This is a genomic window from Janthinobacterium sp. CG3 (assembly GCF_000344615.1).
Lineage (GTDB): Bacteria > Pseudomonadota > Gammaproteobacteria > Burkholderiales > Burkholderiaceae_D > Janthinobacterium.
In genome coordinates this window covers 497,155-510,933 of sequence record NZ_KB467824.1, presented here as the reverse complement: position 1 = coordinate 510,933, position 13,779 = coordinate 497,155, and the positions used below count along the sequence as shown (strand labels likewise).

The window sequence follows — 13,779 nt, the reverse complement described above, 5'->3', positions numbered from 1 at the left end:
CGCGCCGGGCCGCCGGCGCCGCTCCCTCCCGTAATCGCCGGCGCCGCCTAGTCCGGTGCGATCTCGACGCGGTTGCGGCCGCGCTCCTTGGCGCGGTACAGCGCCGCGTCGGCGCGCACCAGCGCGGCGTCGACGCCGCCCTCGCCGGCGCGCATCGCCGCCAGGCCGATGCTGACCTGGACGGCGATGCGGCGCGCGCCGTCGACCAGCGGGCTGCGCAACAGGCGCGCCTGCAGGCGCAGCCCGAACGCCTGCGCGTCCAGCGTGCTGGCGCCCGGCAGGATGACGGTGAATTCCTCGCCGCCGATGCGCCCGACCGCGTCGACCTTGCGCAGCGCCAGCCGCAGCACGTCGGCGAAGTGCTTGAGCACCAGGTCGCCGGTGGCGTGGCCGTACTGGTCGTTGACGTCCTTGAAGTGGTCGAGGTCGATCATCAGCACGGCGGCGCAGGTCTCGCTGCCGCGCCCGAGCCGCGCCAATTGCTCCTCCATCCGCAACATGAAGTGGCGCCGGTTCGGCAGCCCGGTCAGGTAGTCCATCGTCGCCAGCTCCTGCAACTGCCGCTCGATGGCCTTGCGGTCGGTGATGTCGCTGATGAAGCCGTGCCACAGCGTGCCGCCGTCGGGGCAGCGGCGCGGCTGGGCGTCGCCCTGGCGCCAGCGCAAGCCCTGCCCCGCCAGCACCACGCGGTATTCGCACTGCCAACGGCCCAGCGCCGCCGCCGAGGCGGCCAGCGCGGCGCGGTAGCGTCCCAGATCGTCCGGGTGGATCAGCGCGTCGACGCCGGCGGCGCTGTCGCGCACCTGCTCGGGGCGCAGCTCGTAGATGGCGTGGATGCCCGCGCTGGCGTGCGGGAAACAGGCGCTGCCGTCGCTGCGTTCGAGGTACTGGTAGACCATGCCGGGCATGTCGTCGGTCAGGTTGGTGAGCAGCTCGGCGCTGTGGCGCAACTGCTCGGCCAGCGCCATCTGGGTCGAGATGTCGTAGGTGATGCCGGTCATGCGCAGCGCCAGCCCGTCGGCGTCGCGGCTGACCACCTTGCCGCGGCTGACCACCCATTTGTAGCCGCCGTCCTGGCAGCGGATACGGTGCTGCGCCTCGTACATCGCGCTGCGGCCGTCGAAATGCTCGGCGATGCGCGCCTGCACCATGGCCAGGTCGTCCGGGTGCACGCGGGTGTAGCTGTCGTCGATGTGGTTGGTGGCGTCGACGTCGGCGTAGCCGAGCATGCGCATCCAGGCGCTGGAGTAGCTCATCTGGCCGGTTTGCACGTTGCGGTCCCAGACGCCGGTGCCACTGCCATCGATGGCCAGCGCCAGCTCCCATTCGGCGGCGCGGGCCGGCGCCATGGCGGGGCCTTCGCCGCAGCTATCAGGCGGCATCAGCTCGCGCGGAGTGGGGAAACTGGTCACGGACGCCTCCGGCTATGCGACGCTCGGAGAACGCCGCTGCAAGCAATCATAGCAGGGATGGCACGGCGCGGGCGGCAGGAAGCCGCGGCAAGGGGCGAATACCGCCCAGTTAAGGATTTTCGTAGGTCGGCCGGAACGGCGTAACCCGACCGGCGTCGGCGGCGGCCCGGCGTCCGGCCAGGGCCGACGGCTGTGCAAGGAACCACAGCCAAACACTTGGGGGCAGTCCCTGACGGCGTGAAGGAAGCGATCCAAACCACGGGCGTCACCCCGGGGTCGGACCTGAAGGTCCGGCCCCGGCGCTTTGCCTTTGCTCGACTCCAGCGTTGCCGGCCCGCTAAGCGCCCTGCCTCGCCAGGCGGATGCCGCTGAACTGCCAGCGCGCGCCGGCCGGGAAGAAGTTGCGGTAGCTGGCGCGCGCGTGGCCGGCCGGCGTGGCGCAGGAAGAGCCGCGCAGCACATATTGGTTGAGCATGAATTTACCGTTGTATTCGCCCAGCGCGCCCGGCGCCGTGCGGTAGCCCGGAAACGCCGCGTAGCTGCTGCTGGTCCACTGCCAGCAGTGGCCGAACATTTGCGCCAGCGCGCCCTCGCCGCACGCCGCCGCCGGATGCAGGCCGCCGGCCGTCACCGGCTGCCCGCGCGCGGCGAACTCCCATTCGGCCTCGGTCGGCAGGCGCGCGCCGACCCAGTGGGCGTAGGCGTCGGCCTCGAACAGCGACAGGTGCGTGGCGGGCTGCCGCGGCGCCAGCGGCCGCAGCCCGTACAGCGTGAATTCGTGCCACGCTCCCCGCTCGTCGCGCTGCCAGTACAGCGGTGCGCTCAGCCCCTGCGACCGCACCCAATCCCACCCCTCGGCCAGCCACAGCGCCGGATTGGCGTAGCCGCCGGCCTCGATGAAGGCCAGGTATTCGCCGTTGCTGACCAGGCTCGCGGACAGTTCGAACGGCGCCACGTACTGGCGGTGGCGCGGCAGCTCGTTGTCGAAGCAGAAGCCGGCGCCGGCGTGGCCGATCTCGGTCAGGCCGCCGTCGAAGCGCAGCCAGGCCGGCGCCGCGGCCGGCGCCGCCACCGGGGCCGCGAACGGCGCGTCGAAATAGGCCGGCAGCAAGGCGTTCTGCGCCAGCAGGTGCTTGACGTCGGTGAGTATCAGTTCCTGGTGCTGCTGCTCGTGCTGCAGGCCCAGTTCCAGCAGCGCCGCCAGTTGCGCGTCGGGCTGGCCGGCGCCGGCCAGCAGGCGCGCGACGCGCGCGTCGACGTCGGCGCGGTAGGCCCGCACCTGCGCCATGCCGGGCCGCGTCAACAGGCCGCGCTGGGCGCGCGGGTGCTTGTCGCCGATGCCGTTGTAGTAGGAGTTGAACAGCACCCGGAAGGCCGGGTGGAACGGCGCGAAGTCCGGCTCCAGCGCCTCCAGGATGAAGGTCTCGAAGAACCAGGTGGTGTGCGCCAGGTGCCATTTGACGGGGCTGGCGTCGCTCATCGACTGGGCGCCGCAGTCCTCGTCCGTCAGCGGCTCGGCCAGCATCAGCGAGCGCCGCCGCACCGCCTGGTAGCGGACCTGCGCGGCGGCGCCGTGGTCGGGGCCGTGGCCCGATTCGTACCCGCGCTCGTACCCGCGCTGGCGCCCGTGGCCGTGCTGCGATTCGTGGCTGTCCATGCTCAGTCGCGGATGACGCGCGCGTGGATGACGGCGAACCATTGCGCCGGGTCGGTCCAGATCCGCGTGGCGCCGTAGCCGGCCTGCTCAAGCAGGTCGACGAAGCCCTCGCGGGTGTATTTGTAGCTGTCTTCGGTGTGGATGCCTTCGCCGCGCGCGAAGCGCCGCGCGCCGCCCTGCCACTGCACCGTCAGCGCGCAGCGCGCCTCCAGGTGCATTTCGACGCGCCGCTGTTCGGCGTTGAAAAAGCCGCGGTGCTGCCACTGGCGCACGTCGAAGTCGGCGCCGATCAGGTGGTTCAGGTGGCGCAGCAGGTTCAGGTTGAAGGCCGCCGTCACGCCCAGCGCGTCGTCGTAGGCGGCGTCCAGGGTGGCGTCGTCCTTGACCAGGTCGACGCCGATCAGCAGCGCGCCGTCGTCGGCCGAATTGGCGCGCAGGCGGCGCAGGAAGGCGAGCGCCTGCCGCGGCGCGAAATTGCCGATCGACGAGCCGGGGTAAAAGAACAGGCGCTGTTGCGCGCGCACGCTGCCGGGCAGTTCCAGGGCGCTGGAGAAGTCCAGCCCCAGGCCGCACATGTCGATGTGCGGGAAGCGCTGCTGCAAACGCCCCAGCGATTCGCGCAGGAAGTCGTGGGAGATGTCGATGGCGACGTATTGGGCCGGGTGCAGCAGCGGGAACAGGCTGGCGGCCTTGGCGCAGTTGCCGGCGCCCAGGTCGATCAGCGTGGCGCCGGGGCCGGCCGCGCGCGCGATGTCGGCGCCGTACTGCGCGAAGATGGCCGCCTCGGTGCGGGTCGGATAGTATTCGGGCAGCTCGCAGATGGCCTCGAACAGCTTCGAACCGAGCGCGTCGTACAGGTATTTGGGCGACGTGGCCGCCTGCGGCGCCAGCAAACCGGCGCCGATTTCGGCAAGCACGGCGGCGCACGCGCGGGCCGCCCGGCTGGCATCGGACCGGGGCGAATCGGGCAAGGGCGCGGACAAGGGCGAGGACAACTGTGTGGCGTGTGGCATAGGCGTGGCTGACAGTGTGGGTGAATGGCCGCATCCCTGTGGCAAATGGCGCGGGTTCGCTGCTGCAGATGACATTTTTGTTATGATAGCCGAATATCGATTTGCCGCGGCGCGCGAGCGGAACCCCACGGCTGGCCACGGCCCCGCCCTGCAGCGCTCGCATCGAGTTCATTTCATTACATAAAGGCATCGACCATGTTCATATTTTCCCCAGTCAAGTCCCTGCTGTCGGCGTCGCTGGCCGCCGCCATGTTGTTTGCCGCCGCGCACGCGCAGGCGCAGGCGGTGCTGCGCGTGTCGGCCATCCCGGACGAGGCGCCGACCGAGTTGCAGCGCAAGTTCAAGCCGCTGGGCGAGTACCTGGAAAAGAAAACCGGCATGAAGGTCGAGTTCACCCCGGTGACCGACTATGCCGCCTCGGTCGAGGCGCTGATCAACAAGAAGGTCGACATGGTCTGGTTCGGCGGCTTCACCTTCGTCCAGGCCAACCACCGCAGCAAGGGCCAGATCACGCCGCTGGTACAGCGAGCCGAGGACGAGAAGTTCAAGTCGGTCTTCATCACCACCAACAAGGACATCAACAAGCTCGCCGACCTGAAGGGCAAGACGCTGTCGTTCGGTTCCGAATCGTCGACCTCCGGCCACCTGATGCCGCGCTCCTTCCTGCTGGGCGCGAAGGTCGACCCGGACGCCGACTTGAAGCGCATCGCCTTCTCCGGCGCGCACGACGCGACGGTGGCGGCGGTGGCCGGCGGCAAGGTCGACGCCGGCGCGCTCAACATCTCGGTATGGGAAAAGCTGGTGGCCGAGAAGAAGGTCGACCCGGCCGCCGTGCGGGTGTTCTACACCACCCCCGGCTACTTCGACTACAACTGGAGCGTGCGCTCGGACATGAACGCCGACCTGCGCAAGAAGATCAGCGACGCCTTCCTGGCGCTGGACATCAACAAAGCCGACGACAAGGTGATCCTCGACCTGCAGCGGGCCAGCAAGTTCATCCCGACCAAGGCCGAGAACTATAAGTCGATCGAAGCGGCGGCGAACAACGCCGGCCTGCTCAACAAGTAAGCGGACCCGGGCGGCATGAGCACCATGAGCACCGTGAGTACCTACAGCCTGAAGCAACTGACGGTGCGCCATCTTGGCGCCGGCCGCCCCGCCGCGCTGCACCAGATCAGCCTGGAGGTGGCACAGGGCGAACAGTTGGCGCTGATCGGCCCCTCCGGCGCCGGCAAGACCACGCTGCTGTCCACGCTGGCCTGCGCGCACCGGCCCGAACCGGGCGACGGCCGCTTGCGCGCCTTCGGCGTCGATCCGTGGGCGCTGTCCGAGAAGCAGCGGCACCGCCTGCGCGCGCGCCTGTTCCTGGCCCCGCAAACGCCGCCGCTGCCGCCGCGCCAGCGCGTGGTGACGGCGGTGCTGGCGGCGCGCCTGCCGCAATGGAGCTTGTGGCAGGCGCTGGTGTCACTCATCAAACCGCAAGACCCGGAGGCGGCCTGGCAGGCGCTGTCGCGCTTCCAGCTGGGCGACAAGTTGTACTCGCGGGTCGACCGCCTGTCCGGCGGCGAACGCCAGCGCTGCGCCCTGGCGCGGCTGCTGCTGTCGAACGCGCAGGCGCTGCTGGTCGACGAGCCGCTGTCGGCGCTCGACCCGACGCTGTCGCAATTGACGCTGGCCACGCTGCGCCAGGAGGCCAGCGCGCGCGGCGCCACGCTGATCTGCAGCCTGCACCAGGTCGACATGGCGCGCGCCCACTTCCCGCGCATCGTCGGCCTGAAGGATGGCCGCGTCGTCTTCGACCTGCCGCGCCAGGACGTCAGCGACGCCATGATCACGGAGCTATACCAGAACGAGGCGCTGGGCGAGACGCCCGCCGCGCCGCACGAGACGGCGGCGCGGCTGGCCGTCGGCGCCTGCTTCTAGTTGTCGCCCATGCAGTCGCCGACGCCGCGCTTCGAGCGCCACCCCGACCCCGCCTGGCGCGGCCGCGTGACGATGGCCGCGCTGGCCGTGGCCGTGCTGTGGCCGACGCTGGTGGTGAGCGAATTCAAACCATCCATTTTGTTCGACTGGCAAAGCCTGGCGGCGACCGGGCAATTCCTGGCCGGCTTCGTGCCGCCGGCCCACTCCGCCGAATTCCTGCAGATGCTGCTGCGCGAGACCTGGCAGACCGTCGCCATCGCCACCGCCGGCCTGAGCCTGGCGCTGCTGGGCGCGATCCCGGCCACGCTGCTGGTGACGGAGCGGCTGTCGGTGTCGCGCCTGGGCACCGGCCGCATGCGTACGCTCTCGGCCGCCGTGCGCCAGGGCGTACGCTGGCTGCTGGTGCTGCTGCGCAGCGTGCCCGAGCTGGTATGGGCGCTGCTGTTCGTGCGCATCATCGGCCTGGGGCCGACCGCCGGCGTGCTGGCCATCGCCCTGACCTACTGCGGCATGCTCGGCAAGGTGTACGCCGAAATCCTCGAATCGTCGGAGGCCCACGCCAGCGAGGCGTTGCTGAAAAACGGCGGCGGCCGCCTGGCTGCGCTGCTGTACGGCGCGCTGCCGGAATCGGCCTCGGAACTGGTGTCGTACACCGTCTACCGCTGGGAATGCGCGATCCGCGGCTCGGTGGTGATGGGCTTTGTCGGCGCCGGCGGCCTTGGCCAGCGCATGGACGAGTCGATGAAAATGCTCTCCGGCGGCGAAGTGTCGGCTATGCTGCTGGTGTTCGTGCTGCTGGTGGCGGGCGCCGACGCGGTCTCGAAAATGTTGCGCAGGCGGCTAGGATGAACGCCGCCACGCCCGCCCGCCCCCCAACGGCCACGCCGCCACGGCCCTGGTCCACCATCGCGCTGCTGCTGGCGCTGGCGGCGTTGGTGCTGGCCAGCTTCGCCTCGCTGCCGCTGAAGTGGGCGGCGTTCTTCACTGGCGAGGCCGGCGCCAGCGCGCTGGAATTCCTCGGCGGCTTCGCGCCGCCCGACACCGCCGCGCCCTTCCTGAAAAAGACCGCGTGGGCGGCCGCCGAGACGCTGGCGATGTCGGCGCTGGGCACGCTGCTGGCGGTGGCCGCCGGCATGCTGTTCGCGTTGCCGGCGGCCGGCCGCTTCGACCCGCTCTCGCGCGGCGCCACGCGCGCGCTGCTCAACGTGCTGCGCTCGATCCCGGAACTGGTGTGGGCCTCGATCCTGCTGATCGCCGCCGGCCTGGGGCCGTTCGCCGGCACCCTGGCGCTGGCCTTCCACACCGCCGGCGTGCTGGGCCGGCTGTTCGCCGACGCGCTGGAAAACGCCGCGCCGCTGCCCGAGCACAGCCTGCGCGCCAACGGCGCCACGCCGATGGCCGCCTTCTTCTACGCGACGCTGCCGCAAACGCTGCCGCAAATGCTGTCCTACACGCTGTACCGCTGGGAGAACAACATCCGCGCCGCGGCGATTCTGGGCGTGGTCGGCGCCGGCGGCCTGGGCCAGATGCTGAAATACCACCTGTCGCTGTTCCAGACCCAGAAGGCCGCCACCGTCATCCTGGCAATGCTGCTGCTGGTGGCCCTGGTTGACGCCGTCAGCTTCGCCATGCGGCGCGCCCTGACGCGCTAGCCGTTCGACCCCGCCAACCTTGGATCGCCCCGCCATGCTAGAACTACGCCACCTGTCGAAATCCTACGCCACCGGCCGCCCGGTGCTGGCCAACCTGTCGCACCGCTTCGGCGCCGGCGAATTCGTCGCCATCATGGGCGACTCCGGGGTCGGCAAGTCGACCCTGCTGAACCTGATCGCCGGCCTCGACGCGCCCGACCCCGGCCTTGAAGCCAGCCCGATCCTGATCGACGGCGTCGCCATGTCCGGGCTCGACGACGACGCCGCCACGCGGCTGCGGCGCGAGCGCATGGGCTTTATCTTCCAGGCCTTCCACGTGCTGCCGCACCTGACGCTGCTGCAAAACATCGCCCTGCCGCTGCTGCTGAACGGCCTGCCGCAGGCGCGCGCGGCCGAGATGCTGGCGGCGGTCGGCCTGGCCGGGCGCGGCGACGACTTTCCGCGCCAGTTGTCGGGCGGCGAAATGCAGCGCGTCGCCATCGCCCGCGCGCTGGTGCACCGGCCGGCCCTGGTGCTGGCCGACGAACCGACCGGCAACCTCGACCCGGACACCGCGCACGGCGTGTTGTGCCTGCTGCGCGACGAAATCAAGGCCAACGGCAGCTGTGCGATCATGGTCACGCATTCGCACGCGGCGGCCGAAATGGCCGACCATATCTTGGTATTAAGTAAAGTTGGACTACAAAAAACAACATTCGTCAACCGGGTTGCACAAACTATCAGTTAATTTTTTCAACAATGCGCCACGACAATTCGGAACGTAGTACTATTGAAACATCCTTGCTTCGTTATCAATAATGTACTGGACCTGCGCCACGCATAAAGCAACATTGCTTGGTGTACAAGCACCGGGGCAGCCACCCCTTCTTTTTCCCTTAACCTAATAGGAGGAGTAAATGAACGTACGGCAAAAGAAGCTGGAAATGATAGAAGCGATGAACCGCGCGCGCGCACTCGAACCATCGAGTTTCGTGCCAAACAAACTGCTCGACACGCTCATCGAAAAGATGAACTTGAAGAACGACGCGGAGTTATGCCGCGTATTAGAGGTTCAACCACCTATCATCAGCAAAATCCGGCACAGGAAACTGACCGTCGGCGCGACGATTCTGTTGCGTATGCACGAAAAATCGGATCTCAGCATCCGGGAATTGAAAGAACTGTCGACCCCGTCAATGCACTGAGTAGCCACGCTACTTGCAATGCCAGGCGCCGGCATCACGGTCCACGGCGCCGAAACAACGCGCTCGCACGAAACAGTACCGCTACACAGCAAGTCGTACAGCCCAAACAACGCTGCACGCTTTCCCTCCCCGCCGCTTTCGAGCGCGCCCGCCGCACACTTTCCTTGCTGCAAACAAAATTGGTAATGCGTATTATTCCCATTCTTATTCGCGTTTCATTGGCGCGCCGGTGCTATTCAGTATCGGCGCCTCAGATGAACTGCGGCACGGTGGTCAGCTTGTCCGGATTGCGCATGATGAAGACCGCGACGATGCGACCCTCGTCGACGATGAACGATTGCGCCGACTCGATCTTGCCGGCGACATAGCGCAGCAAGCCGGGCTCGCCGTTGATTAGCGCCGAACGATAAACCACCTGGGACGGGAACTGGTGTTCCAGCGACCAGTACACGCCCGCCACGCGCCCCGCCCCGTGCAACATGTGGAGGAAGGAATTGACCTTGCCGCCGCCGTCGGCCACCAGTTGCACCCGGTCCGACATCATCGCCTTCATGGCGGCGCGGTCGCCGTTGCCGGCGGCCTGCATGAACTTCGCCAGCAGCTCGCGGTGCGTGTCCTTCGGCACGTCGAAGCGCGGGCGCTCCTGCTGCACGCGCGCCTGCGCCCGGTGCACCATCTGACGGCAGCTCGCTTCCGATTTATTCAGCATCGCCGCGATGTCGGCGTAGTCGTGGTCGAACACCTGGCGCATCAGGAAGGCGGCGCGCTCCTCCGGCGACAGGCGTTCCAGCACCCACATGAACGCCACCGAGACCTCGCTCGCCAGTTCGGCGGCGCTTTCCGGCGTGCGTTCGTCCAGCTCCACCAGCGGCTCCGGCAACCACCAGCCGATGTAGGTTTCGCGCTCGGCCTTGCGGGTACGCAGGCGGTCGATGGCCAGGCGCGTGGTGACCGTCACCAGCCACGCCTCGGCCGATTGCAAGGCCGCCGGCTCGCCGCCGTGCCAGCGCAGCCAGGCGTCTTGCACCACGTCTTCGGCGTCGGCGCGGATGCCCAGCATGCGGTAGGCGATGGAGAATAGCCGCGGACGAAGCGCGGCGAAGGTGTGTTCCTCGTGGGGGCTGGCGGGGTCGTTCATGGCGCGCAAAAGATGCTGGTGGGTGGACAAAACGCGGACGCTGCCTGTTGCCTGACAGTGTAGTCCGGCGCGGGCGGGTTTGGCCACCGCCGCGGATCGGCTGGCGCCCGGCTTGACGTCCCTGGCGGACGACAAACCGGGCTGGCCGTTTAGAAGCCCGGCGCCGGCACCTCGGGGATCTGGTTGCGCAGGCTCAGGTTGATCAGGTTCCACCCCTTGATGGCGGCGACCGCATAGCTTAGCTCGGCGATTTCGGTGGCGCTGAAGTACTGCTGCAACTCGGCATAGGCGGCGTCGGTGTCGTCGCGCTGCGGCAGCGCGTTGACGGCTTCGGCCCAGCCCAGCGCGGCGCGTTCGCGGGCACTGAAGAAAGGCGCTTCGCGCCAGCCGGCCAGGGCGTTGATGTGGCGCGGGTTGGCGTCCTGCTTGATCAGCTCGCGCCAGTGCATGTCGACGCAGACGCCGCAGCCGTTGATTTGCGAGACCCGCAATTGCAGCAGTTCGACCAGGCGTTCGCCGAGCGAGCTCTGTTTGACGGAGGTCGACAGGCTGATCATCGCCTTCAGATTGGCGGGGGCGAGCGTGAAGAAGGCGATGCGGGCGGCGTGGGACATGATGGAAACCTTTGGCTTGAGAGCGGAAGGCACCCATTGCGCCTTCCATATCGTATAAGACGCGGGGCTTGGGCAGCTTGTGACAGGAATTCGAATTTTTTTCCGCAGAGGCGTTTTTGTCCCGCTTCCCGGCCTGCTACGCAGCGAAAGCGGGCAACCGTGCTAGCGTACAATCGATGCCGCCAAGCCAGCGCCGGGCTGGTCGCATTTGCTTCGATTCCATGTCGCCTTTCCACCGTAACGATACCCGCAAGGAACGGAACCATGCTCCAGACACTAGCCTTCATATTGCTGCTGGCCGCTAGCGGCTTCGCGGTCGCCACATATGGCAACTACCATTGGAAGCGGGGAACTCGGAATTTGCGCAGCGCCCTCAACGCGGCGCGCATTCCCGTCACGCCTCAATTCGTCGACTTTCACGAACTTGAGGGTTTGCCCGCGCCGGTGCAGCGCTATTTCCGCATCGCGCTCACGGATGGCATGCCCATGGTGGCCAGGGTGGACGTGCGGCACCGCGGCGGCATGAATATGAGCGCGACCTCGACGCAATGGAAGCCGTTTACCTCGGATCAGCAAATAGTGACGAGGCGACCCGGCTTCGATTGGAACGCCCGTATCAATATGTTGCCCGGCGTGGCGGTGCTGGTGCACGACGCCTACGTTGCCGGCGAGGGCTCGCTGCGCGCCGCATTGCTGGGCCTGGTCACCGTGGCGGATATGCGCGGCACAGCTGATCTTGCCAAAGGAGAGTTAATGCGCTTCTTCGCCGAGGCCGCGTGGTATCCCACCGCCCTACTGCCCAGCCAAGGCGTCAGCTGGGAAGCCGTCGACGCGCATTCCGCACGTGCGACGCTGGTCGACGGCGCGGTCACCGTCACGCTGCATTTCGGCTTCGATGAAACGGGCGTCATTGAAACCGTAAGAGCGGATGCTCGTGGCCGCACGGTGGGCGGTCGGACCGTCCCGACGCCTTGGCATGGGCGCTTCTGGAACTATCAGGATAAAGGTGGAATGCGCGTGCCAATCAACGGGGAAGTGGCATGGATTCTGCCTGACGGCGCCCAGCCGTATTGGCGCGGCGAAGTTACCGCCATTGCTCACGAATTCGCCAAATAACGGCATTGAGCTCTGGGGATGTCATGCGCGACGCCGCCGCCCTTACGATAATCAAGGTCATCCACACCATCGCCTGGGCCTTCTTTGCGGCTTGCGTCCTTGCGATTCCGATAGCCGCATGGAGGGGCGATTTGAGTTTGGCCCTGGGTCTTATCTCCATCGTATTGGTGGAAGTCCTTATCCTGGCGGCGAACAAAAGACGTTGTCCGCTCACCAAGGTAGCGGCACGTTACACGGACGACCGCCGCGACAATTTTGATATCTACCTGCCGCTCTGGCTCGCGCGCTACAACAAATAGATCTTCGGCGGGATTTTTGTGGCGGACTTGCTTTTCACGCTGGCTCGATGCCTCAATTTATCGCCCAGCTGAAATTCCTTTCTCGAGAACAAAAAAACCGAGGTGAAGGAGACCCGTTCGCGGGTACCAGCCTGTGGCATATACTGCTACTTTCACAAATGCACCGACGGAGTTTAGTGCCGGCTACAAGGACCTTTCATTGAAAAAATGTCCAAGCCGGAACTGATCCCAGCTTCGTGAGCCCGGCTTCGCGACAGCGCAATATCGCCGACCAGCTCACACAACGAGGCATGGTTTTCGATTCCCAACTACTCCTTTTTTACACTTCGAGTAAGTGCACTTAAGCGTTGACCGTTGGGCTGCCGATGTGGAAATGTGTGTATTTTTCACTTGGGCAACATGGTATCCTTTATCTTCAGGTAGTGTTCGGCCACAACCGGACCTAATCAATACAGAAAGAACAGCCGTATGCCGCCGCTGATGAGCGATACGAAGTGGGACGAACTGAGACTCGCGATGTATGAGTTCGGGCCGCTATCGCCAAAATGGCGCACAGTAGAGTGGATGTAATCGGTGCCACCTTACCGTTCTAGCTACCCAACATTCGGCCAGAAAATGCCTGCTTTTTCTCGTAACAGCCGGCCAAGTACCGAGCGAAATGGGCTGTAGACTGCCAGAAACGCTCATTCACCGGGCCATAGGATGACGTTTAAGACGGACTTGCCGGAAACGGTAAAGTTCATTGATTAATTGCCGGGCGGCCCGCTGCTCAGCTACTCCTTAGGTGTCATAAATATGCAAGTTGAGTCAATGGCCGAGAATCTTTTTTTCACTACCGTGCGAATTGATACGGTTAGCAATGATGGCAACAACGGATCGGGCACCGGGTTCCTGTACACACACCGCATTTCGGAGACAGAGCATGCCATCTTCATCGTGACCAACAAGCACGTTGTCGAAGGGATGCGCGCTGGCGCGCTAACCTTTCATCAACGGAAGGACGGTAAGCCCAACCTTGGAAATGGCTTCCGTCTCGAAGTCCACGACTGGCCCCAAGCATGGTTTGGCCATCCGTTCAAGGATATCGATATTGCCATTTTACCCTTCATTCCGCTGGAAGCCCACATCAAACAACAGTATAATGTCGACCTATTCTTTCGCTGTGTCGACTCTAGCATGGTACCCACGCCAGAGCAATTCGAGCTACTTGATGCTATCGAGTCGGTTACGTTCATCGGCTATCCGAACGGTGTTTGGGATAAGAAGAATTTAATTCCCGTAGCTAGGCGCGGAACAACGGCCACACCGCTATCTGTTAACTTCGAGGGCACCCCGCGTTTCGTTATAGACGCATCTGTTTTTGGTGGGTCTAGCGGTAGTCCAGTGTTCATTCTCAATCAAGGCATGATTACAGATAAGCGCGGTAACACCTCTATCGCTTCGCGTGTCCTCTTCGTGGGTGTCGTCGCCGCTGTATTCTTTCGAACTGCGCTCAACGAAATCATCGCGGTGCCAATTCCGACACAAACTCGACCTATGGTGGTGCAACAAGAGATGATTGATCTGGGCGTTGTTTTCAAGGCTGAAACTGTTGTCGAGACCGTTAAAGCCTATATGAAGGTTCGAGAAGGCACCTAACCCGGCCATCAAGTGACTCCAGAGTGACCTAGAAATTACTGACCGCTTCGGAGCAGAAGCAGAATTCGCATCAAGGATGAGAAATTATTTCATTTCGGCGCCACCCTTTATCTCCTGAACCACAACAAAATAA

The 13,779-nt window shown here is 65.3% G+C and carries 14 protein-coding genes; 9 read left to right on the top strand and 5 right to left on the bottom strand.

What is annotated here, in order from left to right:
• Positions 1–47 precede the first annotated feature (47 nt).
• From JANGC3_RS0102405 to egtD, 3 genes are all read right to left on the bottom strand, one after another.
• On the bottom strand, positions 48–1,412 hold the full coding sequence (locus tag JANGC3_RS0102405) for a sensor domain-containing diguanylate cyclase (RefSeq protein ID WP_232429639.1): 1,365 nt from the start codon (positions 1,410–1,412) through the stop codon (positions 48–50).
• Between the two features lie 337 nt (positions 1,413–1,749).
• Positions 1,750–3,069: an ergothioneine biosynthesis protein EgtB gene (egtB, locus tag JANGC3_RS0102400; protein ID WP_017874887.1), complete on the bottom strand. Its 1,320-nt coding sequence runs from the start codon at positions 3,067–3,069 to the stop codon at positions 1,750–1,752.
• 2 nt (positions 3,070–3,071) lie between these two features.
• Positions 3,072–3,986 (bottom strand): L-histidine N(alpha)-methyltransferase, encoded by a 915-nt coding sequence (gene egtD, locus JANGC3_RS0102395; protein WP_017874886.1) that lies wholly within the window; start codon positions 3,984–3,986, stop codon positions 3,072–3,074.
• A 291-nt stretch (positions 3,987–4,277) separates the two neighbouring features.
• On the opposite strand from egtD, the gene JANGC3_RS0102390 reads away from it, so the two are divergent.
• The 6 genes from JANGC3_RS0102390 (at position 4,278) to JANGC3_RS0102365 (ending at position 8,841) form a co-directional block, all read left to right on the top strand.
• A complete protein-coding gene (locus JANGC3_RS0102390; RefSeq protein ID WP_017874885.1) occupies positions 4,278–5,150 on the top strand; it encodes a putative selenate ABC transporter substrate-binding protein in 873 nt (290 codons plus the stop codon).
• 33 nt (positions 5,151–5,183) lie between these two features.
• The gene (locus tag JANGC3_RS0102385) at positions 5,184–6,005 is read left to right on the top strand and encodes a phosphonate ABC transporter ATP-binding protein (RefSeq protein ID WP_035788082.1); all 822 of its coding nucleotides are present in this window, start codon (positions 5,184–5,186) and stop codon (positions 6,003–6,005) included.
• Between the two features lie 9 nt (positions 6,006–6,014).
• On the top strand, positions 6,015–6,854 hold the full coding sequence (locus JANGC3_RS0102380) for a PhnE/PtxC family ABC transporter permease (protein WP_017874883.1): 840 nt from the start codon (positions 6,015–6,017) through the stop codon (positions 6,852–6,854).
• The gene (gene phnE / locus JANGC3_RS0102375; RefSeq protein ID WP_017874882.1) at positions 6,851–7,657 is read left to right on the top strand and encodes a phosphonate ABC transporter, permease protein PhnE; all 807 of its coding nucleotides are present in this window, start codon (positions 6,851–6,853) and stop codon (positions 7,655–7,657) included. The genes JANGC3_RS0102380 and phnE overlap by 4 nt, the downstream gene beginning before the upstream one ends.
• A gap of 34 nt (positions 7,658–7,691) precedes the next feature.
• A complete protein-coding gene (locus tag JANGC3_RS0102370) occupies positions 7,692–8,384 on the top strand; it encodes an ABC transporter ATP-binding protein (protein ID WP_017874881.1) in 693 nt (230 codons plus the stop codon).
• A 169-nt stretch (positions 8,385–8,553) separates the two neighbouring features.
• The gene (locus JANGC3_RS0102365; RefSeq protein ID WP_017874880.1) at positions 8,554–8,841 is read left to right on the top strand and encodes a hypothetical protein; all 288 of its coding nucleotides are present in this window, start codon (positions 8,554–8,556) and stop codon (positions 8,839–8,841) included.
• Positions 8,842–9,091: 250 nt separating this feature from the next.
• Here JANGC3_RS0102365 and JANGC3_RS0102360 read toward each other — a convergent pair whose 3' ends face one another.
• Positions 9,092–9,979 (bottom strand): RNA polymerase sigma-70 factor, encoded by an 888-nt coding sequence (locus JANGC3_RS0102360; protein ID WP_026132441.1) that lies wholly within the window; start codon positions 9,977–9,979, stop codon positions 9,092–9,094.
• 149 nt (positions 9,980–10,128) lie between these two features.
• Entirely contained in the window at positions 10,129–10,593 is a 465-nt protein-coding gene (locus JANGC3_RS0102355; protein ID WP_017874878.1) for a carboxymuconolactone decarboxylase family protein, read from the bottom strand.
• 264 nt (positions 10,594–10,857) lie between these two features.
• On the opposite strand from JANGC3_RS0102355, the gene JANGC3_RS0102350 reads away from it, so the two are divergent.
• The 3 genes from JANGC3_RS0102350 to JANGC3_RS0102340 all read left to right on the top strand — a co-directional run bounded on the left by JANGC3_RS0102350 (position 10,858) and on the right by JANGC3_RS0102340 (position 13,646).
• Positions 10,858–11,709, top strand: a complete 852-nt coding sequence (locus tag JANGC3_RS0102350; RefSeq protein ID WP_017874877.1) for a DUF6920 family protein — start codon at positions 10,858–10,860, stop codon at positions 11,707–11,709.
• Between the two features lie 23 nt (positions 11,710–11,732).
• Positions 11,733–12,008 (top strand): hypothetical protein, encoded by a 276-nt coding sequence (locus tag JANGC3_RS28160; RefSeq protein WP_017874876.1) that lies wholly within the window; start codon positions 11,733–11,735, stop codon positions 12,006–12,008.
• 795 nt (positions 12,009–12,803) lie between these two features.
• Complete coding sequence (locus JANGC3_RS0102340; RefSeq protein WP_035788081.1) at positions 12,804–13,646, top strand: trypsin-like peptidase domain-containing protein; 843 nt, start codon at positions 12,804–12,806, stop codon at positions 13,644–13,646.
• Positions 13,647–13,779: the final 133 nt, after the last annotated feature.